The organism is Gellertiella sp. DMC107, from assembly GCF_056313605.1.
In genome coordinates, this window is the sequence record NZ_JBQUZZ010000002.1 from 171674 (window position 1) to 196817 (window position 25144).

A 25144-nucleotide genomic window follows, 5' to 3' on the forward strand; every position below is an offset into this window, starting at 1 on the left:
GGGTGAGGGGGCTGTTGACGTCCTGATATCAGCAATGGACCGAATGGACTACGCCCGCAGCCGCTCGTTTTTCGGATCCCAGACGACATCGGGCAGCACGCGGGCCTTGTGACGCTCGGTGAACATCAGCACCTCGAATTCGGTGCCGGGTTCGGCCTTGTCCGGAGACACATAGGCGAAGGCGAGCGACTTGCCCGTGGCATAGCCATAGGCGCCGCCGGTGGTCAGGCCGATGATCGCATCGCCCGCATAAACAGGCTCGTTGCCGAGGCTGTCCGCATCGGTGGCGTCGATCTCGATATAGACGAGCTTCATGCGCTCGCCCTTCTGCTTGCGGGCAAGGCTCGCCTCGCGGCCGATGAAGGCGTCCTTGTCGGTGCGGATGAAACGCTCCATCGAGGCTTCGAACATGTCGATCTCGGTGGTGAGTTCCGAACCCCAGCCGCGATAGGCCTTTTCCATGCGCAGCGAATTCATCGCCAGCGTACCGAAAAGGCGGATGCCATGCGGCTTGCCGGCCGCCATCAGCGCCGCATAGACCTTGGGCATGTCCGCCATCGGGCAATGCAGTTCCCAGCCAAGCTCGCCCACATAATTGACGCGGAGCAGCCGGACGCCGGCCACACCGGCCACCGTTGCCACCTTGCCGGTCAGCCAGCGGAAGGCGGCATTGGAAAGGTCTTCGCCGGTGCAGGCCGACAGCACGTCGCGTGCCCGGGGACCGGCCAGAACCAGCACGCCGAAATCATCGGTGATATCCGTGATCGTGACGGTCTCGCTGTCGAGCCTGCGCCAGGCGAGCTGGTCGAAGTCGTGCTCCTGTGCCACGGCGGCGGAGAGCACGTAGAAATGCTCCGCGCCGAGACGGGTAATGGTGAGCTCGGATTCGATGAAGCCGTTCGCATTGAGGAGGTGGCCGAGAATGATGCCGCCATCCTTGGCCGGCACCTTGTTGGCGCAAACCCGTTCCAGGAAGGCATAGGCGTCAGGCCCCTTCACCTCGAACTTCGAGAAGGTGGAGAGATCCATCAGCCCGACGCGCTCGCGCACGGCCATGGCTTCCTCGCGCACCGTCTCGAACGTATTGTTGCGGCGGTAGGAATAATCCTCGCCCTTGCCGGCAAGGTCATACCAGCGGGCGCGCTCCCAGCCATAGATCTGGCTGAACTGGGCACCCTCGGCCTTCAGCGTCTCGTGCAGGGAGGAGGTGCGCAGGTTGCGCCCGACATGGTGCTGCTCGCCGGGCTTATAGCAGTAGTACATCTTGTGGTAATCTTCGACGGAGACTTCCTCCGTGTATTCCTTCGAGGCCCAGCGGGAGCCGAAGCGGCGCGGATCGAATTCGCGCATGTTGATTTCGGCCTGGCCGTGCACCATCCATTGCGCGAGATACTTGCCCGCGCCGGCCCCCTGGCAGATGCCGATCGAGGCGCCGCAATGCATCCAGTAATTCTTCGGGCCATGGGCCGGGCCGGAAAGATAATTGCCATCGGGCGTATGGGTGATCGCGCCGGAGATGACGGATTTCAGGCCGGCCTTGTTGAAGAGCGGCAGGCGCTCGCCCGCCCGCTCCAGCCAGGGCATGAGACGGTCGAGTTCCGGTGCTACCAGTTCGCTCTCGAAATCCCAGGCCGGCGGCTTGCCGTCCCAGCACACATGGGCGGTCGCGGTTTCATAAGGACCGATCAGGATGCCGTTGGTTTCCTCGCGCAGATAGGAATGGCTCCAGGGATCGCGCACCACGGGCAGTTCGGGGATCAGGTCCACCAGTTCCTGCAGCGGTTCGGTGATGAGATAGTGGTGCAGCATGTTGGCGATCGGCACATTGTGGCCGGACCAGGCACCCACCACATCCGCATAGGAGCCGGCCGAATTCACCACATGCTCGCAGGTGATGTTGCCCTGATCGGTCACCACCAGCCATTCGCCGGAAGGCAAAAGCTTCACGTCGGTCACCATGGTGCGGCGGTAGATCTCGGCGCCGAGCTTGCGCGCGCCGGCGGCCATGGCATTGGTCACGTCGGCTGGCGCCACATGGCCGTCGGTGACGGTGTGGAAGGCGGCCTTGATGCCGTCGGTATTCAGGAAGGGATGGTATTTCTTGATCTCGTCCGGGCCGATGATCTCGCCCTCGTAGCCCGCAAGGCGCGAAACGCCCCAGACATATTTCAGCCAGTTCACTTCCTCGTCGGTGGTGGCGAGGCGCAAGCCCCCGCAGCCGTGCCAGGAAACGGCATGTCCGGTCAGTTCTTCCAGCTTGGGGTACAATTGTGTCCCATAATTGTGCACCCGGGCGAGGTTCAGCGAGGTGGTGAATTGCGGGCACTGGCCCGCGGCATGCCAGGTGGAGCCGGAGGTCAGCTCGCCTTTTTCGACCAGCACGATGTCGCTCCAGCCCTCCAGCGCCAGATGATAGAGCAGCCCGACGCCCATGATGCCGCCGCCGATGATCACGACTCTCGCGTGAGACTTCATTCGATAACCTCCCTTGCCGGACAGGCGTTCCGGCGACGGATCGGTTTCGGTCCGCCGCCGGTGCCTGCCTGCCGAAGCGCCTTTGTTCCTTCAGGAATCCGCTCGCCCCGATCCAGTTTTCACTGGCCATAAGGGGCCGCGAGGGGGGCTTCGAAGTCAAGCGCCGAGGGCGCCGAAACGCTCAAAAAGAAATTGGAGAATGACCCTACGGATTTTTTGCCTGCCCGCTTGTGGCGCAACGATCGGCACATAGAGAAAATTGTCCGCATCTCTATAACCTAAATGAAATTATTATAGATCAATATTGCGCTAGATAACTATCCATTGAGCGCAAAGATGATCTCCGCGATAGAAAAACTGATCAAGTGCCGCAGCGGTAACTTTACCATCACGACGGCTATTCTCCTGCCCATGCTTCTTATGGGAGTCGGGATTGCTGTGGATATTTCCACACTGTCGCGCAAACGGGAGCAGCTGCAGAACGCGGTCGACTCCGCAGCGCTGGCCGCCACATCCGCGATGGTCAACAACGGCATGTCCGAAACGCTGGCGAAAGCCCTGGCGGTCGGCATGGTGAAGGGGCAGATGACGGCCTCCGGCGAGACGGTCAATTTGCCGACATCGACCGTGACGGTCTCGCAGACCGCGCCGAACAGCCATAGCAAGATCTACACGGCCAAGGTGGTGACGACGTATAATGTGCCCTTGAGCGGTTTCCAGGTCTTGCTGGGCTATACCTCGTCCCGCATCACGGCCGTCGGCAGCGCGCAGAGCGAAATCGAGACCAAGAACCCGATTTCCATGTATCTCGTGCTCGACCGTTCCGGATCGATGCAGTGGGTGACTTCGGTGGTCGATACGACCCGCACGTCCTGCGACAATTATTATGAAGCCAACTGGCCGAATGCGACCTGGCAGAGCCCCTGCTACATCAAGAAGATCGACTCCCTGAAGACGGCCGTGAAGGCCCTGGGGGACCAGCTCGACGCCAACGATCCGACCAGCGAATATGTGCGTCTCGGGGCCGTGTCCTACAACACCGCGATCCAGACACCCCAGAACCTCTCCTGGGGCACGACGAATGTGCGCAGCTATGTCAACGCGCTGACGGCCAGTGGCGGCACCAATGCGGCCCCGGGCATGCAGCAGGCCTATCAGTCGCTGAACGCCAATTCCGAAAACCAGGTTCATGCGGCGAAGAACGGCGGCACGCCCAGCAAGTTCATCCTGCTGATGACGGACGGCGCCAACGACAATGCGTCGAATGACGCCACCACGCTGAGCTGGTGCACGACCGCCAAGACGGCAGGCATGAAGATCTACACGGTTGCCTTCGTCGCGCCGGATCGGGGCAAGACCCTCCTGGCCTCCTGCTCCAGCGGCACCGACTATTATTTCGAGGCGTCCAACGTCCCGCAGCTCATTGCGGCCTTCCAGACGATCGGTCTGAAGACGTCGAAGCTCGCCAATCGCCTCACGCAGTAGCGCGTCTGGCCTGAACGGTTTGGGAAAGCGGCGCCCTGCAGCGCCGCTTTTGCCGTTGGCAAAGCCTGTCGGCCAAAGTCAGGCCATGCGGTCCCGCTGCGGGTCGGTTCGCAAGGCGGTCTCGTAGGTCCAACCGGAAAAGCAAGGCCGCTGCCCAGCCCAAGGCGGGCCGTAGTTACTGCCGAGAAGTATGCAGTAACGGGAAAACCCCTGCTTGAGTAAAGTTTTCAAAAGAACCCGCTGAAGCACTTGATCAGCGGCGTTGCCGCAGGTTTTTTTCTGCACCCGCAGCGAGCAGGCGGAAATGTTAACCGATTTCGATAATTCTGGCCGGACAAATACTGAGTGGAACCTGATTCCGTCCGGCAATGATTGCTGAATTACCTTTTTGGGTGCGGCTTGCGGTGCAGCGGCTGTGGACGTCTCGAAAATGTGAGGAAGCAATGCTGGTGGACGCCATACTGTCGCGTTTCAAGATCAAGACGAAGGTCTTGATGTTCGTCCTGCCATTTGTGGTCACCATTTCCGCGGTGGGTTTTACCGGGCTTTATGCCTCGGGCCTGCTGGAAGGACGGCTGAACCTGTCCAATAGCGTCCTTCAATCCTTGAGCGGTTTCAAGGAGCTGGCCGGTTCCATGCACGAATTCCTGGAAAAGCCGGATGAGGAAAGCCATGGCCGCCTGCTGGAATTCCTGGCCGCCCAGCGCACCGCACTCGATGAAACCATGAAGGGCACGGCTGCGGAAGCGGATGGCATCGATCGTCTCGGCGAGGCCATTTCCGGCACGGATGCGCTGGAGCCGCTCGTCGGCCAGCTCTGGTCCTTCCATGGTGAATCCGAGACGCTGCGGGGCGAACTGCGCAAGGCCCAGCAGATGCTTGTCGGCGTCAGCCTTTCGGTGGAAACCCAGTCGGCCGAGGTCGAGCAGAGGATCATGCTGGAAGAGAGCACGGCCAAGAACATCCTCCGCCAGGCTGATTTCCTCATCCGCAATCGCGAGATGATGAGCAATATTCCGCGCAATTTCTTCAGCGCCAAGGATATGCCCGGCAAGGTCAAGGTGTTCGCCGATGCCGTCGGCAAGCTGAAGCGCATCAGGGGGCCCATCGTGCAGGCAATCGGCGATCCGGCTTCGCCCGCCGTCAAGTCCCTGGACGAGCTGATCGCGGCCGTCGGCCCTCTGCTCGAGGGCGAGCCGACCAACGAGACGATTTCGAAGCTTCAGGCCCAGTTCTCGTCGGTGAATTCCATCGCCGCCGAATTCTTCACCACCGCCAACCGGCGCACGGCGGAGGCGACGAAGGTTTTCGCCTCGCTGGACACCAAGATCGTCACGGCCAATTCCGCCCTCAACGATGTCCGCATCCTGCAGAAGCATATTTATGCGCTGCAGCTCGCCGAAGCGGAATTCCGCAACAATATCAGCGCAGAATCGCTCGGCCGCCTGAAGGGGGAAATCAAGGGCGTAACGTCCGATCTCGCCTCGGTCGATGTCTCTGCCAAGGATGTGGGGGAATTGCAGGGCCTGACGGAACAGGTTCCGCCCATCACCGCCGCCATCGAAAAGAGCGCCACCGCGCTGCTTGCGAACCGCGTCAGCCGGGACGAGACCTTCACCGCCGCCAAGAAGACCATCGATGCGGTCTGGTCCAACCTGACGGACTTTGCCGAGATGCAGAAGGTGGCTGCCGGCAACGAGAAGGAAAAGGCCAATGGCGTTTCCCTGCTCACCACCGGTCTCGGCATCCTTCTGTCGATCACGGGCGGCATTGCCCTGGTGCTGACATTGCAGCGCCCGATCGGCCAGATCACCGGCGTCATGCGCCGCATCGCCGATGGCTATCTCGACACCAGCATTTCGGGCCAGTCCCGCGCCGACGAAATCGGCGAGATGGCCCGGGCCCTGGGCATCTTCAAGGACAATGCGCTCTCCAAGCTTCGCATGGAGGAGGAAACCACCCAGGCGCGTGGCCTGGCCGAGGCGGAGCGCCGCCGCAGCGACGATGAAAAGCGCGCCTTCGACCTGCAGGTGGAAGACGCCGTCAGCCAGCTTGCCGCCGGTCTCGGCCGGCTCGCGCAGGGCGATCTGTCCGTGCAGATCGATACCGCCTTCCAGGGCCGGCTGGACCAGCTGCGGGTGGATTTCAACGCCTCCGTCGAGCGTCTCCATGACACGCTGATCGACATCCAGCACAATGCCGTCGCGATCCAGAACAAGGGATCGGACCTGATGCGGTCCGCCCTCGAACTCTCGCAGCGCACCGAAAACCAGGCCGCCTCGCTGGAGGAAGCCGCCGCTTCGGTGGACGAAATCACCGTGACCGTGCGGTCGACCGCCGAGCGGGCCCATGAAGCGAACCGTGCGGTCTCGAAGACCCGCGCCACCGCCGACAATTCCGCCAGCGTGGTGGAAAGCGCCATCTCCGCCATGGGGCGGATCGAGCAGGCTTCCAAGCAGATCGAGCAGATCATCGAGGTGATCGACGAAATTGCCTTCCAGACCAACCTTCTGGCGCTCAATGCCGGGATCGAGGCCGCGCGGGCAGGGGAGGCCGGCAAGGGCTTCGCCGTGGTCGCCATGGAAGTGCGCGAGCTCGCCCAGCGCTCGGCGGGCGCCGCGCGCGAAATCAAGGACCTCATCACCAAGTCGTCCGAGGAAGTCACCGGCGGGTCCAAGCTGGTGCTGGAGACCGGGGAGGTGCTGGCCGAGATCAGCCGCCAGATCTCCGCGATCAGCCACCATGTGGAAACCATTGCCACCGCCGCCCAGGACCAGTCCGCCGCGCTGCAGGAAATCAACGGTTCCGTCAACAACATGGACCAGATGACCCAGCAGAACGCCGCCGCCGCATCCCATACCACCGAGGCCAGCCGCGACCTTTCCGCCGAGGCCGACCAGCTGATGGACCTCGTCGGCCGCTTCCGGCTGGGCCAGGGCGGGACGCCCGCGCGCCGATATGCGGCGTAAGCAGACGCTTACGATTGAACAAGGGGCGGCCTAGGGGCCGCCCCTTTTGCATCCGGCGCGCCTTTGGTGTAGGGCTTTGCCCGATATAAAAGCACACCATCATGCGATGAACCGTTTATCCGGTCAGCGCGGCTGCGGGAGCTGGATGTGAAAAGGGTGACGCTGAAAGATGTGGCGCGTTCCGTCGGTTTGTCGGTGACGCAGGTCAGCCGTGCCCTGAACGATCATTTCGATGTGAACGAGGAAACGCGCCGCCGCGCCAAGGAAGAAGCCGCCCGCCTCGGCTACGAGCCGAATATTTCCGCCCGGAAGCTGGTGTCCGGCCGCTCGGGCATGGTGGCGCTGGTGGACACCAAATATCCGGGCCTCACCTCGGACTTTCTCTTCTTCGAGATCGTCGCCGGCCTTTCCTCGGAATTTGCGCGGCGCGGCATGCAGTTCGTGCTGCACGTGGCGGAAGAGGGCGACGATATCATCGCCGTCTATCAGAAGCTGGTGGGCAACGGTTCGCTGGATGGCTTCGTGCTGACCAAGCCTGTGATGAACGACCCGCGAATAGACTATCTCGCCAAGCGGAAGGTGCCCTTCGTCGTGCATGGCCGGCTGCCGGGCAGCACCGCCTATCCCTATTTCGACATCGACAACCGCGCCGTGGCGGTGGATTCCGTCCGGCGGTTCATCGAGGGCGGACACCGCCGCATCGCCCTTATCAACGGGATTGCCCATTTCACCTATGCGCGTGCCCGGCTGGAGGGCTATCGCGATATGCTGGCGGAACACGGCATCGCCTTCGATCCCGCGCTTGTGCGCCATGATCACATGACGGAGGAGTTCGGCTACCGCTCCGCAATGGAGATGCTCGCCGCCGATCCGCCGAGCGCGATTTTCTGCAGCAATGTCCTCATTGCGGCCGGTGTCTACCGGGCCGCTGCCGAAAAGGGACTGGCCATTCCCCGCGATCTCTCGGTCATCGCCCATGACGATGCCCTGCCCAATGCCGACCCGGCGGCCTTCGATCCGCCGCTCAGCACCACCTTCTCGCCCCTCAGCGCCAGCTGGCCGCCGCTGGCCGAATATTTGACCGGCGCCATCGAGGGGCGGCCCCTGGCCGACATGCAGCAGGTCGAGCGGCCGAGCTTCGTCGAAAGATCTTCCGTAGCACCCCTGGAACGTTAAGCGGGCCCTGCCGTTTACCTCTCTGGTTGAGGCCTCCGTCTTGCGCCAACAGGCTCTTGACACAAGCGAGCAGTTGACGCTAGCTTTCCGAAACGTTTCGGATTGCGGGAGGGAGCCCTCAATCGAGCGCCATGCGGACAATCCGCATCCAACCGGGAGGATATTTCATGACGATCAGCATCAGGGGCCTGATTGCAGGCTCCGCATTGTTTGCCGTTTTGGCTGCCACGGCCGTCAAGGCCGAAGAAATCACCTATGTCTCGGGCGCGGTCGGCAACGACCTGGAAATCTTCAAGCAGATCGTGAAGCCCTGGGAAGAAAAGACCGGCAACAAGGTCACGCTCGTGCCCATGCCGGCCTCCACCACCGACCAGTTCGGCCAGTACCGTCTCTGGCTTGCCGCCGGCAACAGCGATATCGACGTCTACCAGACCGACGTGATCTGGGCGCCGCAGCTGGCTGACCAGTTCGTCGATCTCACGGATGCAGCCAAGGACGTCATCAAGGACCATTTCCCGTCGATCATCGAGTCCCAGACGGTCAACGGCAAGCTTGCCGCGCTGCCCTATTTCACCGACGCGCCGGCGCTCTATTACCGCAAGGACCTGCTCGACAAATACGGCAAGCAGGCGCCGAAGACCTGGGACGAGATGGCGGCCATCGCCAAGGAAATCCAGGACAAGGAACGCGAGGCCGGCAACAAGGACATGTGGGGCTTCGTCTTCCAGGGCAATGCCTATGAAGGGCTGACCTGCGATGCGCTGGAATGGGTCAAGTCCCATGGCGGCGGCCAGATCGTCGAGCCGGACGGCTCCATCTCCATCAACAACGAAAAGGCCGTGAAGGCGCTGGAAACCGCCAAGAGCTGGGTCGGCAGCATTTCGCCGGATGGCTCGCTCGCCTATCAGGAAGAAGATACCCGCGGCATCTGGCAGAAGGGCAATGCCGTCTTCATGCGCAACTGGCCCTATGCCTATGCGCTCGGCAATGGCGACGACAGCGCGGTGAAGGGCAAGTTCGAAACCGTCGCTCTTCCCTCCGGCGGTGAAGGCGGCCAGTCCGCAGCCACCCTCGGCGGCTGGAACGTGGCGGTCTCCAAATATTCCAAGCATCAGGAAGCAGCCATTTCGCTGGCGCTCTATCTCTCCGGCCCCGAGGCCCAGAAGATGAACGCCCTGCTCGCCTCGCACCTGCCGACGCTGCAGGCGCTCTATGACGATGCGGAAATCAAGGAAAAGCAGCCGATCATCCCGCAGTGGAAGGAAGTCTTCCTGAACGCGGTTCCGCGCCCCTCCGCCCCCACCAAGGGCAAGTATAACGAGGTCTCGTCCAAGTTCTGGTCCGCCGTGCACGACACGCTGTCCGGCAAGGGCACGGCTGCCGAAAACCTCGAAGTCCTCGCGGCCGATCTCGAAGAACTCAAGGGCTCCGGCTGGTAAGCGGACGCCTGCCTCCCGGCCGGGCATGATTGCCCGGCCCTGTTCGCCAGGCTGGCCCGGGTTCATGACCCGGGTCACGCGGAACCTATCGGGAGATGATCATGACCCCCTCCGCTTCCCTTGCCGCGCCGGAGCGCTCGCCGAAGAACGAGCTCAGCCTGCAGCAACAGCGCGTGCGCTCGGCCTTCTGGTTTCTGGCGCCCATGGTGATCGCGCTGATCGCCGCAGCCGCCTGGCCGCTTCTGCGCACCATCTATTTTTCGCTGACCAACACCACCCTGTCCTCGCTCTATGAGGGGCAGTGGATCGGCTTCGACAACTATCTGAGCTGGCGCACGCTGTCTTCCGGCAAGACCATCTGGCGCGGAACCCTGGTCGATCCCGCCTGGTGGAATGCGGTCTGGAACACGGTGCGCTTCGCCTTCGTTTCGGTGGCGCTCGAAACCGTGCTGGGTCTCCTGGTTGCGCTGGTGCTGAATGCGGAATTCAAGGGCCGCGGGCTGGTGCGCGCCGCAATCCTCATCCCCTGGGCCATTCCCACCATCGTTTCGGCCAAGATGTGGGGCTGGATGCTGAACGACCAGTTCGGCATCATCAACGACCTCATGCTGAAGCTCGGCGTGATCGGGCAGAAGATCGCCTGGACCGCCAGCGATGCCACGTCCATGTATGCCGTGCTTCTGGTGGATGTCTGGAAAACCACGCCCTTCATGGCGCTGCTCTGCCTCGCCGGCCTGCAGATGATCCCGAAGGACATCTACGAGGCGGCAAAGATCGACGGGGTCCATCCGGTCCGCGTCTTCTTCAAGATCACGCTGCCGCTGGTGCGCCCGGCGCTGATGGTGGCCGTGATCTTCCGGACGCTCGATGCGCTGCGCATCTTCGATCTCGTCTATGTGCTGACGCCCAATTCCAAGGCAACGAAAACCATGTCGGTCATTTCCCGCGAGAACCTGATCGATTTCGACAAGTTCGCCTATGGGTCGGCGCAGTCCACGCTGCTCTTTGCCATCATCGCCGTCTTTGTCGCGGCCTATATCTGGCTCGGCAAGGTCAACCTGACCGGGGAGGGCCGCTGATGTCCGCCTCCCAGATACTCTACCGCATCGGGTTCTACATCGCGGTCGTGCTGATCGTGGTGATCTCGGTCTTTCCCTTCTATTATGCCATCCTGACCAGCTTCAAGACGGGCACGGCGATCTTCGAGGTCGATTACTGGCCGAAGAGCTTCGACCTGGCCAATTACGACAAGGTGCTGACCCAGGCGACCTTCCCGCGCAACCTGCTGAACTCGCTCTTCGTCGCCACCTCCACGGTCGGCCTGTCGCTGCTCCTGGCGGTCACTGCCTCCTATGCCCTTGCCCGCGTGCGGTTCCGGGGGCGCGGCCTGCTGCTGATCACCATTCTCGCCGTGTCCATGTTCCCGCAGATCGCCGTGCTGGCCGGGCTTTTCGAACTCGTCCGCTTCCTCGGCCTGTTCAACACGCCCTTCGCGCTGATCTTTTCCTACACGATCTTCACGCTGCCCTTCACCGTGTGGCTGTTGACCACCTTCATGCGCGACCTGCCCATGGAGATCGAGGAGGCGGCGATCGTCGACGGGGCGACGCCCTGGGTCATCATCACCAAGGTCTTCATGCCGCTGTTGTGGCCGGCGCTGGTCACGACCGGGCTGCTGGCCTTCATCGGGGCGTGGAACGAATATCTCTTTGCGCTCACCTTCACCTCATCGGAAACAACCCGCACGGTCCCCGTGGCCATCGCGCTCTTGACGGGTGCGTCCGACAAGGAGATCCCGTGGGGACCGATCATGGCGGCATCCGTCATCGTGACGGTGCCGCTCGTGGTGCTCGTCCTGATTTTCCAGCGCAAGATTGTAGCCGGTCTCACCGCCGGCGGTGTCAAGGGGTGAGGGGGTTTTCACATGGCACAGATCGAACTCAAGAATCTCCGCAAGTCCTTCGGCGCCTTCGATGTCATCAAGGGCATCGATCTCGAGATCCGCTCGGGCGAATTCATGGTCTTTGTCGGCCCGTCCGGCTGCGGCAAATCCACCCTGCTGCGGCTGATCGCCGGACTGGAGGACATCACCGCCGGCGATCTCCTCTTCGATGGCGAGCGGGTGAACAACCTCGTGCCGTCGAAGCGCGGCATCGCCATGGTGTTCCAGTCCTATGCGCTCTATCCGCATATGAAGGTCTATGACAACATGGCTTTCGGCCTGAAGCTGGCCCAGGCCGGCGAGGACGAAATCCGCCGCCGCGTGACCGATGCGGCCAAGCTGCTGCAGATCGATCACCTGCTCGATCGCCTGCCGAAGCAGCTCTCCGGTGGCCAGCGCCAGCGCGTCGCCATCGGCCGGGCCATCGTGCGCGATCCCCGCGTCTTCCTGTTCGACGAACCGCTCTCCAACCTCGATGCGGCGCTGCGCGTGCAGACCCGGCTCGAGATCGCCAAGCTCCACCATGCGATGAACAATGTCACCATGATCTACGTCACCCACGACCAGGTGGAGGCGATGACGCTGGCCGATCGCATCTGCGTGCTGCGCGATGGCCGGGTGGAGCAGGTCGGCACGCCGGCCGAGCTCTACGAGAAGCCCAACTCGCTGTTCGTCGCCGGTTTCATCGGCAGCCCGAAGATGAATTTCCTGACCGACAGCTTTGCGCAGGCCTATGGCTGCCACACGCTCGGCATCCGTTCGGAACACATTGCCGTCGGGGATGAGGGCGCCGTCTGGAGCGGGACGGTCGTCCACGCGGAAGACCTCGGATCGGACAATTATCTCTTCGTCGACATTGGCGCGAGCGAGCCCGTCATCGTCCGGCAGGCGGGGAAATTGACCATTCCCTATGGAACAAAGATCGGTCTGAGGCCTTCACCCGAAAACCTGCACCGATTTGACGAGAAAGGCGTACCGGCCCGCTGAGGCCGGCGCGAGGACAGAAGGCGGGGCAGTCCCAAGGGCTCCGCCCACACTGAAAAAGGAGAAACCGATGGCCATCAGAACCGTCGTCTGGGGCGAGAACGTGCATGAGCAGAAAAGCAAGGTCGTCCAGGAAATCTATCCCGACGGCATGCACAATTGCATTGCCAAGGCCCTGGCCGCCGACAGCGCCCTTTCCGTTACGACCGCCACCCTGCAGGAACCGGATCATGGCCTGACCGATAAGCGTCTGGCGGAAACCGATGTGCTGATCTGGTGGGGCCACGCCGCCCATGGCGATGTGGAGGACACGGTGGTGGAGCGCGTCTGCAATGCGGTCTGGGCCGGCATGGGCCTGATCTTCCTGCATTCCGCGCACTTCTCGAAGCCCTTCAAGCGGCTCATGGGCGCGCCCTGCAATCTCTCCTGGCGCGAGGCCGGCGAGCGCGAGCGCCTCTGGGTCACGTCGCGGCACCATCCGATCACCCGGGGTCTGCCCGACAGTTTCGAGCTGGAAAACGAGGAAATGTACGGCGAGCCCTTCGGCGTGCCGGAGCCGCTGGAAACGGTCTTCGTCAGCTGGTTCCAGGGCGGGGAAGTCTTCCGCTCAGGCCTCACCTATCGTCGCGGTGCCGGCAATGTCTTCTATTTCCGGCCGGGCCACGAAACCTACCCGACCTATCACGACGCCAATGTCCAGAAGGTCATCGCCAATGCGGTCCACTGGGCCTACAACCCTGTTGCCCGTATTGCCGATCCGAATGCCGCTCCCAATGTTCCGGTCGACAAGGCGCCGGAAAAGATCGAGGAGCGCGGACCCAAGCTTCACAAGGCGGGCGAGGCCGGCCTTCGCTGATTTTCCATCCGGGAGAGGGCGGCCTCTCCCGTTTTCTTGACCATCAGGCCGGAAGGCGGTGCCATGCAAAGGGGGTGGCAGCGCGTGATCCCCGGCCCGTTGCACAAAGGGGTGCACCATGAATGTTCAGTCCGGCTTCATCAAGGAAGGACCGATCCGGATATTGATCGTGGGAACCGGCGGCATGGCCAGGACCCATGTGGAGTCCTATCAGGCCATCGAGGGCGTGGAAGTGGTGGGCGGGGTCGATCCGCGCGAGGGGCCACGGGCGGCCTTTCTCGAGCGACACGGCATCCCCCACGGCTTTGCCTCCATCGAGGATGCCATTGCCTGGGGCGCGTTCGACGCGGTGTCCAACGTCACGCCCGATCAGGTCCATCATGCAACGACGTTGCCCTTCCTGGCCGCGGGCAAGCATGTGCTCTGCGAGAAACCGCTTGCGACCAGCTATCGTCAGGCGCAGGAAATGGCCGATGCCGCCAAGGCGGCCGGCGTGATCAACATGGTCAATCTCAGCTACCGCAACGTCCCGGCGCTGCAGGAAGCGGCGAAAATGGTGGCGCGCGGCGATATCGGCACGATCCGCCATTTCGAAGCATCCTATCTGCAGAGCTGGCTCACCCAGCCGGCCTGGGGCGACTGGCACACGGAAAGCCAGTGGCTGTGGCGCCTTTCGAAGGCCCATGGCTCGAAGGGCGTTCTGGGCGATGTGGGCATCCATATCATCGATTATGCCACCTTCATCATCGGCAGCGGCGTCAAGGACCTGAACTGCCGGCTCGTCACCTTCGACAAGGCGCCGGGCGGGGTCATCGACCAGTATACGCTTGATGCCAATGACAGTTTCGTCATGCATCTCTCGCTGGAAAATGGGTCGATCGGCACGATCAGCGCGACCCGCTTCGCCACCGGGCACCTGAACGACCTGCGCTTGCGGGTCTATGGCGACAGGGGCGGGCTGGAAGTGCTGTTCGAGAAGAAGGAAAGCCGGCTGCGTGCCTGCCTGGAACCGAACATGATCACCGCCACCTGGGAGGATATTCCGACCCCTGACGTGCCGACCGTCTATCAGCGTTTCGTCTCGGCCATCCGGGGCGAAGACGTGCCGGAACCGGATTTCCAGCGGGGCGCGGAATTGCAGCGGGTGCTGGACGAGGCCGAACGGTTCGAAACGCCCGGCCTGCAGGTGACACCGGACATGGCGCCCGCGACGACGGCCGCATGAGGCAGGAAGAGGGCGGCGCGGGCCGCCCTCTTCAGTTGACCGAGACGGGTTTGGAGCGCATGCGCGCCACGGTCTCGCGCTCGGCACGGCGCAGCCGGACCGGCGGCAGGCCCTTGTCCATGAACTCCATGTCGTCCAGCACCATCTCGCCCATGCGCTTGAAGGCGACGTCGAGGGCGCCGGCCCGATGGGCGGAGCGGAGAAAGCCGGGCATCGTCCGCACGGGATGGTGGGGCGGCAGCGGCTCTTCCGGCCAGACATCCGAGGCGGCAACGATATGGCCGCTGCCGACGGCCCGAACGAGCGCATCGAAATCCACCACATCGGCGCGGGACAGCAGGATGAAGGCCGCGCCACGACGCATGGAGGAGAAGCCCTTCTCGCCGAGAAAGGCGCGGTTCTCACTGGTGACGGCCGCCACCACGAAGATGAAATCGCTCTCCCGCATCACGGTGGCGAGATCGGCGGGCTCCACGCCCGCTTCCTTCAGCACGGTGGCGGGGATCCAGGGATCATAGACGCGGATATGCGGGCGAAAGCCCGTCAGCACCCGGTGCAGCGCCTTGCCCAGATCGCCATAGCCGACAATGCCTATCTCCGCGCCGGAGAGCAGCCGTGCGCTCCGGTTGCCGTCGCCGCCCCAGAGTTCGCGACCTTCGCGGAAATCGAGATCCGCATCCACGATGCCGCGGGCGAGATTGAGCGCCATGGCAAGTCCGAGCTCCGCGACGGGCACGGCAAAGACCTGCCCCGTGGTCAGGACATGGATGCCGCGCGCAAACACGGTGTCATAGGGCATGTTGTTGAGAAGATTGCTCTCGACGTTCAGAACGCTCTTCAGGCCGGAAAGCCGGGCGAGCGTCTCTTCCGAAAGCGGGGGCTGACCGATGATATAGCGGGCCTCGCGGAGGATAGGGTCAGGCAGGTCCGGCAGCGCCTCATCCGTGGTCTCCACGATCCGGTAGCGCTGATGAAGGATCTTCAGGTTTTCCGGGCTGAAAATAAGGTCGAGCGTGCGCGGAAGCGGGCAGGAAAGAACGAGCGGACGGCTGTCTTCGGACATCGATAGTCTCCCGGTCGGATCGGAAAGGATAGCGGGAGCTAATCAAAGCCGGCCGTGATCCGCAAGTCTTGCCGGCGTGGTTCCGGTTCTCTTTAACCGCCGTATTCCTCGTCGGTCACCGGTTCCATCCAGTCGGCGGAGCGGCCGTCGATCGCTTCGTGGATGGCGATATGGGTCATGGCCGTGGTCGGGCTTGCCCCGTGCCAGTGCCTTTCGCCGGCCGGAATCCAGACCACGTCGCCCGGCCGGATTTCCTCGATGGCCTCGCCGGCCTTCTGGACCCTTCCGACGCCCGCGGTCACGATCAGCGTCTGCCCGAGCGGATGGGTGTGCCAGGCGGTGCGTGCACCGGGCTCGAAGGTCACGCTGAGGACCTTCACCCGGCCCGGCGCTTCGGCCTCGTTCAGCGGGTCCTGGCGGACCGTGCCGGTGAAATAGTCCGAAACCACTTTCACGGAGGGCTGCGAGCCCGCGCGTCTGATCTTCATTGCCAATTCCTTTTCCACGGTCTTCGCAAAATCGCCCGGTCTTCGCCCGCTTGCCGCCCTCGATTCGCCGAGGCCCGTCCTCAGTCTCCACAGCCACGCGCAAGCTTCGGGCAATCCAGACTGCCTAATATGAGCCCATGCCGCGATGTTGACGGTAACGAAAGGACAATGACATGTCTAACCAGGTTGAAGCCTTTTTCGAGCAGCAGGATTTCCAGACGCAGCTCGCGCTGACCGATCTGACCGGCGACCAGCTCACCGAGATTGCCGTGGAAGCCCTCTACCGCGCCTTCGAGCTCCTGCGCGACGACGTCGCCACGGAAACCCTGCACTGAAATCGTCTAGCCGGTCTCTTCGACGCCCGCATTTCGGCCGGGGCCGTCGAGCCAGCCGTCCAGCGCGCCGATCACCGACAGCCTGAGGGGCATGCCCTCGAGCAGCGCCCGGGCCAGGGCGGGATCGCCGGGCTCCAGGCCGAGGGCGCGATTGAGCGCGGCGAGATCGAGGTTCCGGCGGGTCATTTCCGCCCGCACGCGGGCAATGGTTACCGGTGTCAGATAGCGCCCCGCCGCAATGGGCAACTGCCCTTCGCCGAGGCCGAGCCAGGCGGCAAAGGCGGCCCGCTCTTCGGATGTCGCCTTGCGCCAGTGTTTCTTCAGCTTGGAGAGCCGGCGGTTCGGGCCCGAAGCAGTCATTCCCTCATTCCTCTTCATCCCTGGCCTTCCGGCAGATCGGCGGGCAGCATTGGCATATTGGCCGAGCCTTGTCATGACCGGCCCGGCGCTCTCTCCCCGATCACCTTCCTGTCAACCCCGGGCTTGCCGTGAAGAAGGTTCTTGCCATCCGGCCCGCCGCAAGGGAAAACGGCGCAACGGGCCATGGCCCATATTTTTTCCAGCACGCCTGTAACACCACGGGCACCAGCTTCGTATGAAAGGCATTGGGTGGAACGATCAGCGCGCGAAACCGAATGGGCTGCCTTGCTGAAGCTCTCGCTTGAGGGGGACAGCAAAGCCTATCATCGGTTCCTCACGGCGCTGACGCCCCATCTCAGGGCCGTTTCGCGAAGGAGATGTGCAGAATTGGGTGCGCCGCCCGGCGATGCGGAGGATCTGGTGCAGGATGTCCTGCTGGCGATCCATCTGAAGCGCGGAACATGGGATCCGGATCGTCCGCTTGGCCCCTGGCTGTCGGCCATCGTCCGGAACAAGCTGATCGACAGTCTGAGGCGCAAGGGCCGCCGGGTGACCGTCACGATCGAGGACGTGATGGAAACGCTGGCGGTTGCTGAAGACCGGGACCGGTCCGACCGCCTCGACGCGGAACAGCTGGTCTCGACGCTCGGCGATCCGCAAAGGGACATCGTGCGATCGATCTCCATCGAGGGTGCGAGCGTGAGAGAGACGGCCGAACGCCTCCGCATGAGCGAGGGGGCGGTGAGGGTGGCGCTGCACAGGGCCCTGAAAAGCCTGGCGGCGCTTTATCGGAGAAGCGAATGAAAACGGATGAGCTGATCAACCTCCTGAAGGAAGATGCGCCGTCACCCGCGCGGGTCGGGCGGTTGCTGCCGCGCTTTCTGCTCGCCGGGGCCGTTTTTTCCGCTCTTCTGCTTCTCGCGACGGTGGGTCTGAGGCCCGATATGGCCGCAATGATCTTCACCCCCCGCGTGGCCTTCAAGATCGTTGAAACGGCGGCGCTGGCTGCCGTGGCCGTGGCGCTTGTCCTGCCCGCCGGCCGTCCCGAAACAGATCTCGGCCGGTCCCTGTGGCTTCTGCTTCTGCCGCTAGCCCTGCTCGCCGGCGCCGTCATCCTGGAGGCCCGGATCATCCCGCAAGCGGATTGGAAGGCGCGCTGGATCGGCGCGCATGCGGGCTTCTGCCTGTTCTTTATTCCCGTGCTGTCGGCCGCGCCGCTGGCGGCTCTCTTGTGGGCCTTGCGAACCGGGGCCCCGGCGCGGCCGGGCCTTGCCGGCGCCGTTGCAGGCCTTTCGGCCGGTTCGATGGCCGCCGCGCTCTATGCCTGGCATTGCCCGGATGACAGCCCCTTCTTCGTGGCCAGCTGGTACATGCTGGCGATCGGTGCGGTAACCCTTGTCGGCTATGCCACCGGACGCCGCCTGCTGCGCTGGTAGCGAGACATGGAAAGACCGGCCCGCGGACAAGGTCCGCCGGCCGGCAATTCAGGCTTCTTCTGTCCGCTTGTGCCGCCCGAAGGGCCTGGGAACTGGCTGCGGATCTTCTTTTGGGGAGCGGTTTAGCGGGCCGGCGGCGAGTAGAGCAGGCCGCCCTTGTTCCAGAGATTGTTGAGACCGCGCTCGATCTTCAGCGGGCTCGACGCGCCGAGATTGCGCTCGAAGATCTCGCCGTAATTGCCGACGGCCCCGATGGCCTTGGCCGTCCAGGTCATGTCGAGACCCAGCTCCTTGCCGGCTTCGCTGTCCTGCCCGAGGAAGCGCTTCTGGGAGGGATTGCCCTTCTCCTCGATCTCGGCCACGTTTTCCTTGGTAATGCCCTGCTCTTCGGCTTCCGTGAGCGCGAACATGGTCCAGCGCACGATCTTGAACCACTGGTCGTCGCCCTGGCGCACGGCCGGGCCAAGCGGTTCCTTGGAGATCACTTCCGGCAGCACCATGTACTTGTCCGGATCGGGAAGTGCGAGGCGCTGGGCATAGAGCGCGGAAGCATCGGTGGTGTAGACGTCGCAGCGTCCGGTGCCGAAGGCCTGGATGGTCTGGTCCGGACGCTCGAAGGTCACGACCGAATATTTCACCCCGTTGGCGCTGAAATAGTCCGCCATGTTCTGCTCGGTCGTGGTGCCCGTCTCGGTGCAGATCGAGGCGCCTTCCAGTTCCTTCGCGCTCTTCACGTTCAGATCCTTGCGGGTCATGAAGGCCTGACCGTCATAATACATGACGCCGACGAAGCTCATGCCCATGTCCACGTCGCGCGAGAGCGTCCAGGTGGTCTGGCGGGAAAGAAGATCCACTTCGCCCGATTGAAGCGCGGTGAAGCGCTCCTTGGTCGACAGCGGCACGAACTTCACCTTCATGGGATCGCCGAGCACCGCCGCGGCAACCGCCCGGCAGAAGTCCACGTCGAAGCCGCTCCAGTTCCCCGCCGTATCGGGGGCCGAAAAGCCTGCCACGCCCTGGCTGACGCCGCATTGCAGCGTGCCGCGTTGCTTGACGATCTCCAGCGTGGTGGCCGCCGAGGCCGCCGTGCCGGAGAGCAGAAGGGCGGCAAGCGCCGTTGTAATTGCAGTCTTCATGTCCTGTTCCTCCTCAGTTTTTGGACACAGTTTCCCCGTGCCGGGACCTGGCCGTCAGGCGCAGGTTCCGGTTGCTCGCAGAGCCGAATTTTTCAGTCAGTTTCCGGCTTCGCCGCCCGCCTTACGCGAGGACGGCGGCGAAGGTATCCTCCAGCACCTCGATCAGCAGGTCCGCATGGGCCCTGGTGAAGATCATCGGCGGCCGCATCTTCAGCACGTTGTCATGCGGGCCCTCCGTGCCCATCAGGATGCCCCGTTCGCGGGCGCCGTTGGAAATCGCCCGGGCAATATCGGTGGCGGGCGCCTTGGTCTTCCTGTCGGTGACGAGCTCGATGCCGAGGAAGAGGCCGAGCCCCCTCACATCGCCGATCACGTCATAGCGCGCCTGCATGCGGCGGAACGCATCCATCAGGTAATTGCCCATGTGGAGCGCATTGTCGCGCAGATTGCCCTGTTCGATCACGTCGAGCACGGCAAGGCCGACCGCCGAGGAAACCGGATTGCCGCCGAAGGTGTTGAAATATTCCATGCCCGTATGGAAGGCATCGGCCATCTCGCGGGTGGTCACGACGGCGGCCATGGGATGACCGTTGCCGATCGGCTTGCCCATGGTGACGATGTCGGGCACCACGCCCTGGGTCTCGAACGCCCACCAATGGCTGCCGACACGGCCGAAACCCACCTGCACCTCATCGGCGATGCAGACGCCGCCCGCCTCGCGGATCATCCGGTAGACGTCCTTGAGATAGCCCTCGGGCAGGAAAACCTGGCCCGCCACGCTCGGGATCGATTCCGCAATGAAATAGCCGGGCTTCTCGCCGCGCTTCTTCATGTCCTCCAGCAGCCGGGCAACGCTTTCCGCATAGCGGCGGCCATGTTCTTCGGCCGGCCAGTCTTCCGGCGCGCGGTAGCTGTCGGGAATCTCGGCCACATGCACATGCGGCTTCTGCCCCTTGCCGCCCTTGCGGCGGAACTTGTAGGCGCTGATGTCGATCAGCTCCTGCGTGGTGCCGTGATAGGCCCAGTCGAGCACGACCGCGTGTTCGCTGCCGGTTTTCGCCCGCATCATGCGGATGGCGAGCGTATTGGCTTCCGATCCGCTGTTGACGAAGCTGCAGATGGCAAGGCCCTTCGGCAGGGTGGCGGAAAGCCGCTCCGCATAGGAAACGATGTTGTCGTGCAGGTAGCGCGTATTGGTGTTGAGGATGGCGGCCTGCCGGGCGAGCGCCTCCACCACCTGCGGGTGGGCATGGCCCACATGGCAGACATTGTTGAAGCAGTCGAGATAGGCGCGGCCCCGGTCATCGATCAGCCAGGCGCCTTCGCCGCGCACGAACTTGATCGGCTTGTCGTAGGAAATCGAAAGATTCGGCAGGAGGATCTCGTGGCGTCTGGCGACGATTTCCTCGCGGCTGCGGCCGGGCGTCCCGTAGAATTCGGGCGCGACGCCGGCAAAGTCCCGCGCATCGGGGAAAAGCTCGGCCCAGACATCCATATAGGCGTCTTCGCCGACGCCGAGGATCTGCGTGGCGGAAAGGCGGGTATCGGCGGAAATCTGCAGGTGCAGATGTGGTGCCCAGCCGCCATTTTCGTCCGGCGCTCCCATATGGCCGACAAGGGCGCCTGCCTCCAGCCGGTCACCGGCCTTCAGGCGGCCCATCGCTTCATGCGCCATATGACCCCAGAGCGACACGAAGGCAGGACCGCCCTCGGGCTGGTGTTCGAGCGCGATCAGGCAGCCATAGCCGAGCGGATCCCTTTCGAGTTCGACGCTGCGCACGGTCGCGGCCAGCGGCGTGAAGACCGGCGTGCCCGCCGGCATGAAGAGGTCGAGCCCGAGATGACGGACGCGGCGCGTATTCTCCCGGAAGCGGGAGACGAACATCTCGCCCTGATAAACCGAGCGCGTCTCGCCGAAGGGGCCGATGCCGAGCTTTGCGCCGCTTGCCTTGCAGGCCTCTTCCCAGATCGCCTGCGCCTTTTCGGGCTCTTCGGCGGCGGACGCCACGGTCATCGGATGGGCTGGATCGCCATAGGGCACCAGCGCCGAGGGGTAGAAGGCGGCAGGATGGGTCAGCAGCGGCTTCAGGCTGCGTCTGTTCTCTGCGATCCAGCGGGAGACGGCACGGGCGCCCGGCACGGTTTCCAGCCCGCAGGCCCGCCGCAGGATGGCGGTGAAGAAATGCGGGTTCATCCGGTCGAGCTTGCGCAGATAATCCCATGCCCCCCGCTCGCTGATGGAGAGATAGGGATTGTCCGTGCTTTCCTCGCGGCGCGACGCCGAGATCGTCACCGAGGTGACGAGGCGCATGGCGATGCAATCATAGAGGAGGGCGAATTCCTCGTCCTCCAGCGGGAAGACGGCGTGATAGCCCGAAACGATGGCGGCTGCGGTATCGATGGGGGCGGTGTGGTCGAAGCCCGCATAGGCGGCCGCAATCGCCACATCCGCAACCAGCGGTCCGTAAAGCGCATCGCCGAAATCGATGATGCCCGAAACCCCCTTGCCGTCGGCGGTGAGAAGCACGTTCCAGTCATTGGCATCGTTGTGGATCACGCCGGCCCGGCACCGCTTGAGCCGGTCCTTCACGCCACCTTCGAAGCGCGCGAGAAACCGCTCCAGAAGTGCCCTGTCCTTGGGATCGGCGACGTGATCCAGCCGGCCGCGTGAACGGTCCGCATGCAGCAGGTTCCAGTCGATGTCGCGCAGGCTGCCCGCATGCATGAAGCCGCGGGAGGCGCGGGCGAGCGTGCCGAGCACCCGGCCTAGATCGCGCAGAACCGCTTCGCTCCGCTCGCCTTCCGCCAGCGGCGTGCCCTTCACCCAGCGCACCAGACGCACCCGGTGGATGAGGCCGCGCGGGCCGACCGCTTCCGCCAGGAACCCGCCCTTTATGGATTCCACCAGATGCGGCACCGGCAGATCGGGCGCGGCCTGGCCGAGATGGTCGAGGAAGGCCGTCTGGAAATCGCTTTCCGCCAGCGGTTCGGCCGCATTGACGATCTTGAGAATGAAGATGTCGCCGCCTTCGGTCTTCACCTTGAAATTTTGGTCCCGCTCGCTTTCGAGCGGCGAAAGCTGCCCCTCGATGCCGAAATGCATCCGCAACAGCGCCTTGGCCTCCTCTTCGGAAAAGGCAGGTGTGGTCTTCAGCATGTCGTTCATCACGCAACTCCGGAAAATTCGATAGGCGCAGATTTGCATGCCCGCTTTCGTTTCGCATCCGGCAACTCGTCGGTTGCACCGGCAGAGTGTCCGGTATAACCAGCATATTGTCGGCGGATGACGGGGAGGGAACCATGCAGGACATCGATGCCATCGACAGGACGATCCTCAGCATCCTGTCCCGCGAGGCACGCATTCCGATGAAAACGCTGGCGGGGCGGATCGGCCTGTCGCGCAGCGCGGCAACCGAGCGGGTGGCGCGGCTGGAAAAGACCGGCGTGATCCGCGGGTATCGGGCCGATATCGGGCAACTGGAGGAAGGGACGATCGACTTCTTCCTGCTCGTCACGCTCCGGCGGACACCGGCGCTGAACGTGCTCGACAGGTTGGCGGGTCTCCCCGCCGTCAAGCGCGTGTCCTCCGTGAGTGGCCAGATCGACCTGGTGGTGGAGGCAAGTGTCGGCTCGATCAATGCACTGAACGAATTCCGCAATGCGGTTGCGACGCTCGAAGAGGTCGAAGACCTCACGACGACCATCGTGCTGCGCCGGGAAATCGACCGCGCCTGAGGCGCTCAGGCGGGCTGGCGCACCAGCCGGTAAGCCGCAGCCTCCGGATCGAAATCCCGGATCACGAAATCCTCCGCAAAGGCAGCCTCGAACTGCGCCCGGCTGTCGAGACGCAGCGCGGTCGCCCGTGCCGGGTCACGCTTCATCGCGTCCTCGAAGCCGGGAGGAATGGCAATGGTGCGGATCTCGCCCTCCAGGGCGAGCAGGTCGCGATTGCCCGCCATCCTGCTTTCCACCACCGGTGCGTCCAGCACCCAATCCACCCGCAGTCGGTCGGACGGCGCCCCCTCGTTGATGCCGGTCATCTCGCCATAGAAATCCCGGTAATAGGTCGAGGCTTCCGCACCGAGAACCCGGATATTGAGCGCCGCATTGGTCTTGCGCAGCGGATCATAGGTCCAGCGGATCCGGCGGATGCCGTTCTCCAGGCACCAGCGGCGCTGGTAGCGCTTGAGCCCGGCGCCGAGGCCAAGGCCGCGCGCCTCGGGCAGAACGGCAAGCCGGTGCGAATATTGCACGAGCGGATCCCGGGTCGGAAAGCCGAACACATAGCCCAGCAGCTTGCCATCCACGAAGGCGCCGCCCACGAGGCCACCCTCGTTCTGCACCACCATCATGAGGTCGAACGGGTCTTCCTTGTCGCCCTCGCCCCAGACGGCGCGCTGCATGGCCTCGGCGGCCTTGAATTCGGAAATGCCGGCGAGGGGCCGGTAGAGGATCTCGCTCATCGGCCGAAGCTCTCCGCAGACAGCGTGATCGTCTCGATGAAATCCCAGTCCGGATGCACCCCGATGCCCGGTCCCTCCGGCACGGGCATGCGCCCGTTCACGGTCTCGAGCTTTTCGTGAATGAGATCGCGGGCGAAATAGCGGCTGGCGGAGGACGTGTCGCCGGGCTTGGAAAAATTGGGCAGGGTGGAGAGATGGATGTTGTGGGCGCGGCCGATCCCGCTTTCCAGCATGCCGCCGCACCAGACGGGCACGTCGAAGGCGGCCGAGAGATCATGGATGCGCCGCGATTCCAGATGGCCGCCGACGCGCCCGACCTTGATGTTGATCACCCGCGCCGCATCGATCTGCAGGGCCTGGCGGCAAATTCGCGCACTGCGGATGCTCTCGTCGAGGCAGATGGGCGTGCGGATCCTTTGCTGGAGCGTCGCGTGGTCCTGAATGTCGTTCCAGGCCAGCGGCTGCTCGATATAGTCGATGGCATAGTCGTCGAGCCGGGCGAGCTTGCCCGTATCGGCGAGCGTATAGACGCTGTTGGCATCGACGCTGAGGGACTGGTGGGGATAGGCCTGACGCACGGCCTCCACCAGCTTCACGTCATGGCCCGGCTTGATCTTCAGCTTGATGCGCTTGTAGCCCTGATCCACATGGGCACGCACCCGGTCGAGCGTTTCGGGGATCGGACCGATCCCGAGCGACACGCCGACATCGATCGCCTCTCCCGAGCCGCCGAGCAGCGTCTTCAGCGGCAATCCCAGCGATTTCGCCCAGAGGTCCATGAAGGCCATCTCGATCATCGCCTTGGTCATGTAATGGCCGCGCCAGGGGGCGAGCAGGCGCTCGACCGCCTCCGGATTCTCGAAGCTCTGGCCTACGACCTGCGGCAGCAGCACATCGCGCAGCAAGGCCATGCCGCCGGCGATCTGTTCGTCGAGATAATCGGGAAGCGGGTCCATCACCCCCTCGGCATAGCCTTCGATTCCATCGGCCCGCAGCGTCAGGAGCGGGATGATCTTCTCGTACATGGTGCCGGTGGAAATGGTGAAGGGGGTCAGCAGTTCCAGCCGCACGAGCCGCAGTTCCGCGCTGTCGATCTTCAGTCCCGAGCCCGTCCGTTCCGCCTGCATGTCATCCTCGTTATCGTTTGCCCAGAAGGCCTTTTTCATCGGCGCTATCTGATTCGGCAGCGACGGCAAATGCAAGCCGTGCATTTCAGCGAGACCCGCCATGGACACCAAAATCGCGGATAAATACGCGGCGAAGCCCGCTTTTTGCTGATGGTCGCCTGAATTTTTTTGGTTTTGGCTCCGAT

Annotated in this window: 21 protein-coding genes; 13 read left to right on the forward strand and 8 right to left on the reverse strand. The window is 63.5% G+C overall.

Annotated features, from left to right (window positions below):
- Positions 1-48: 48 nt before the first annotated feature.
- Positions 49-2475 carry a GcvT family protein gene (locus ACT54B_RS06290; protein ID WP_476043686.1) on the reverse strand — a complete coding sequence of 809 codons (2427 nt, stop codon included), beginning with the start codon at positions 2473-2475 and terminating at the stop codon, positions 49-51.
- Positions 2476-2811: 336 nt separating this feature from the next.
- On the opposite strand from ACT54B_RS06290, the gene ACT54B_RS06295 reads away from it, so the two are divergent.
- The 9 genes from ACT54B_RS06295 to ACT54B_RS06335 all read left to right on the forward strand — a co-directional run bounded on the left by ACT54B_RS06295 (position 2812) and on the right by ACT54B_RS06335 (position 14551).
- Complete coding sequence (locus ACT54B_RS06295; RefSeq protein WP_476043687.1) at positions 2812-3960, forward strand: vWA domain-containing protein; 1149 nt, start codon at positions 2812-2814, stop codon at positions 3958-3960.
- A 443-nt stretch (positions 3961-4403) separates the two neighbouring features.
- Positions 4404-6929 carry a methyl-accepting chemotaxis protein gene (locus ACT54B_RS06300; RefSeq protein WP_476043688.1) on the forward strand — a complete coding sequence of 842 codons (2526 nt, stop codon included), beginning with the start codon at positions 4404-4406 and terminating at the stop codon, positions 6927-6929.
- Between the two features lie 147 nt (positions 6930-7076).
- On the forward strand, positions 7077-8105 hold the full coding sequence (locus tag ACT54B_RS06305; protein ID WP_476043690.1) for a substrate-binding domain-containing protein: 1029 nt from the start codon (positions 7077-7079) through the stop codon (positions 8103-8105).
- Between the two features lie 167 nt (positions 8106-8272).
- Positions 8273-9544: an ABC transporter substrate-binding protein gene (locus tag ACT54B_RS06310; protein WP_476043691.1), complete on the forward strand. Its 1272-nt coding sequence runs from the start codon at positions 8273-8275 to the stop codon at positions 9542-9544.
- Between the two features lie 101 nt (positions 9545-9645).
- Positions 9646-10623 (forward strand): carbohydrate ABC transporter permease, encoded by a 978-nt coding sequence (locus ACT54B_RS06315; protein WP_476043693.1) that lies wholly within the window; start codon positions 9646-9648, stop codon positions 10621-10623.
- Positions 10623-11456, forward strand: coding sequence for a carbohydrate ABC transporter permease (locus ACT54B_RS06320; protein ID WP_476043695.1), 834 nt, complete (start codon positions 10623-10625; stop codon positions 11454-11456). The genes ACT54B_RS06315 and ACT54B_RS06320 overlap by 1 nt, the downstream gene beginning before the upstream one ends.
- A gap of 12 nt (positions 11457-11468) precedes the next feature.
- Positions 11469-12473 (forward strand): ABC transporter ATP-binding protein, encoded by a 1005-nt coding sequence (locus ACT54B_RS06325; RefSeq protein ID WP_476043696.1) that lies wholly within the window; start codon positions 11469-11471, stop codon positions 12471-12473.
- A gap of 67 nt (positions 12474-12540) precedes the next feature.
- The gene (locus tag ACT54B_RS06330; RefSeq protein WP_476043697.1) at positions 12541-13326 is read left to right on the forward strand and encodes a ThuA domain-containing protein; all 786 of its coding nucleotides are present in this window, start codon (positions 12541-12543) and stop codon (positions 13324-13326) included.
- A 154-nt stretch (positions 13327-13480) separates the two neighbouring features.
- Positions 13481-14551, forward strand: a complete 1071-nt coding sequence (locus ACT54B_RS06335; protein WP_476044794.1) for a Gfo/Idh/MocA family protein — start codon at positions 13481-13483, stop codon at positions 14549-14551.
- 31 nt (positions 14552-14582) lie between these two features.
- Here the strand turns inward: ACT54B_RS06335 and ACT54B_RS06340 are convergent, their stop codons facing one another.
- Together ACT54B_RS06340 and ACT54B_RS06345 are read right to left on the reverse strand one after the other, a co-directional pair.
- A complete protein-coding gene (locus ACT54B_RS06340; RefSeq protein WP_476043698.1) occupies positions 14583-15614 on the reverse strand; it encodes an NAD(P)-dependent oxidoreductase in 1032 nt (343 codons plus the stop codon).
- Between the two features lie 92 nt (positions 15615-15706).
- A complete protein-coding gene (locus ACT54B_RS06345; RefSeq protein WP_476043699.1) occupies positions 15707-16102 on the reverse strand; it encodes a (R)-mandelonitrile lyase in 396 nt (131 codons plus the stop codon).
- A gap of 173 nt (positions 16103-16275) precedes the next feature.
- Between ACT54B_RS06345 and ACT54B_RS06350 the strand changes: the two genes are divergently transcribed.
- Positions 16276-16437, forward strand: a complete 162-nt coding sequence (locus ACT54B_RS06350; protein WP_476043700.1) for a hypothetical protein — start codon at positions 16276-16278, stop codon at positions 16435-16437.
- Between the two features lie 6 nt (positions 16438-16443).
- Here the strand turns inward: ACT54B_RS06350 and ACT54B_RS06355 are convergent, their stop codons facing one another.
- Complete coding sequence (locus tag ACT54B_RS06355) at positions 16444-16797, reverse strand: hypothetical protein (RefSeq protein ID WP_476043701.1); 354 nt, start codon at positions 16795-16797, stop codon at positions 16444-16446.
- Between the two features lie 249 nt (positions 16798-17046).
- On the opposite strand from ACT54B_RS06355, the gene ACT54B_RS06360 reads away from it, so the two are divergent.
- Together ACT54B_RS06360 and ACT54B_RS06365 are read left to right on the forward strand one after the other, a co-directional pair.
- Positions 17047-17601, forward strand: coding sequence for a sigma-70 family RNA polymerase sigma factor (locus tag ACT54B_RS06360; RefSeq protein WP_476043702.1), 555 nt, complete (start codon positions 17047-17049; stop codon positions 17599-17601).
- On the forward strand, positions 17598-18233 hold the full coding sequence (locus ACT54B_RS06365; protein ID WP_476043703.1) for an NrsF family protein: 636 nt from the start codon (positions 17598-17600) through the stop codon (positions 18231-18233). The genes ACT54B_RS06360 and ACT54B_RS06365 overlap by 4 nt, the downstream gene beginning before the upstream one ends.
- A gap of 122 nt (positions 18234-18355) precedes the next feature.
- Here the strand turns inward: ACT54B_RS06365 and ACT54B_RS06370 are convergent, their stop codons facing one another.
- Complete coding sequence (locus ACT54B_RS06370) at positions 18356-19369, reverse strand: amino acid ABC transporter substrate-binding protein (RefSeq protein WP_476043704.1); 1014 nt, start codon at positions 19367-19369, stop codon at positions 18356-18358.
- Positions 19370-19490: 121 nt separating this feature from the next.
- Positions 19491-22535: an aminotransferase class III-fold pyridoxal phosphate-dependent enzyme gene (locus tag ACT54B_RS06375; RefSeq protein WP_476043705.1), complete on the reverse strand. Its 3045-nt coding sequence runs from the start codon at positions 22533-22535 to the stop codon at positions 19491-19493.
- 134 nt (positions 22536-22669) lie between these two features.
- Here ACT54B_RS06375 and ACT54B_RS06380 point away from each other — a divergent pair, with 134 nt between their 5' ends.
- Positions 22670-23104, forward strand: a complete 435-nt coding sequence (locus ACT54B_RS06380) for an Lrp/AsnC family transcriptional regulator (RefSeq protein WP_476043706.1) — start codon at positions 22670-22672, stop codon at positions 23102-23104.
- 5 nt (positions 23105-23109) lie between these two features.
- Here ACT54B_RS06380 and ACT54B_RS06385 read toward each other — a convergent pair whose 3' ends face one another.
- Both ACT54B_RS06385 and menC read right to left on the reverse strand, forming a co-directional pair.
- Positions 23110-23832 (reverse strand): GNAT family N-acetyltransferase, encoded by a 723-nt coding sequence (locus ACT54B_RS06385; RefSeq protein ID WP_476043707.1) that lies wholly within the window; start codon positions 23830-23832, stop codon positions 23110-23112.
- Positions 23829-24998: an o-succinylbenzoate synthase gene (menC, locus tag ACT54B_RS06390; protein ID WP_476043708.1), complete on the reverse strand. Its 1170-nt coding sequence runs from the start codon at positions 24996-24998 to the stop codon at positions 23829-23831. The genes ACT54B_RS06385 and menC overlap by 4 nt, the downstream gene beginning before the upstream one ends.
- Positions 24999-25144: the final 146 nt, after the last annotated feature.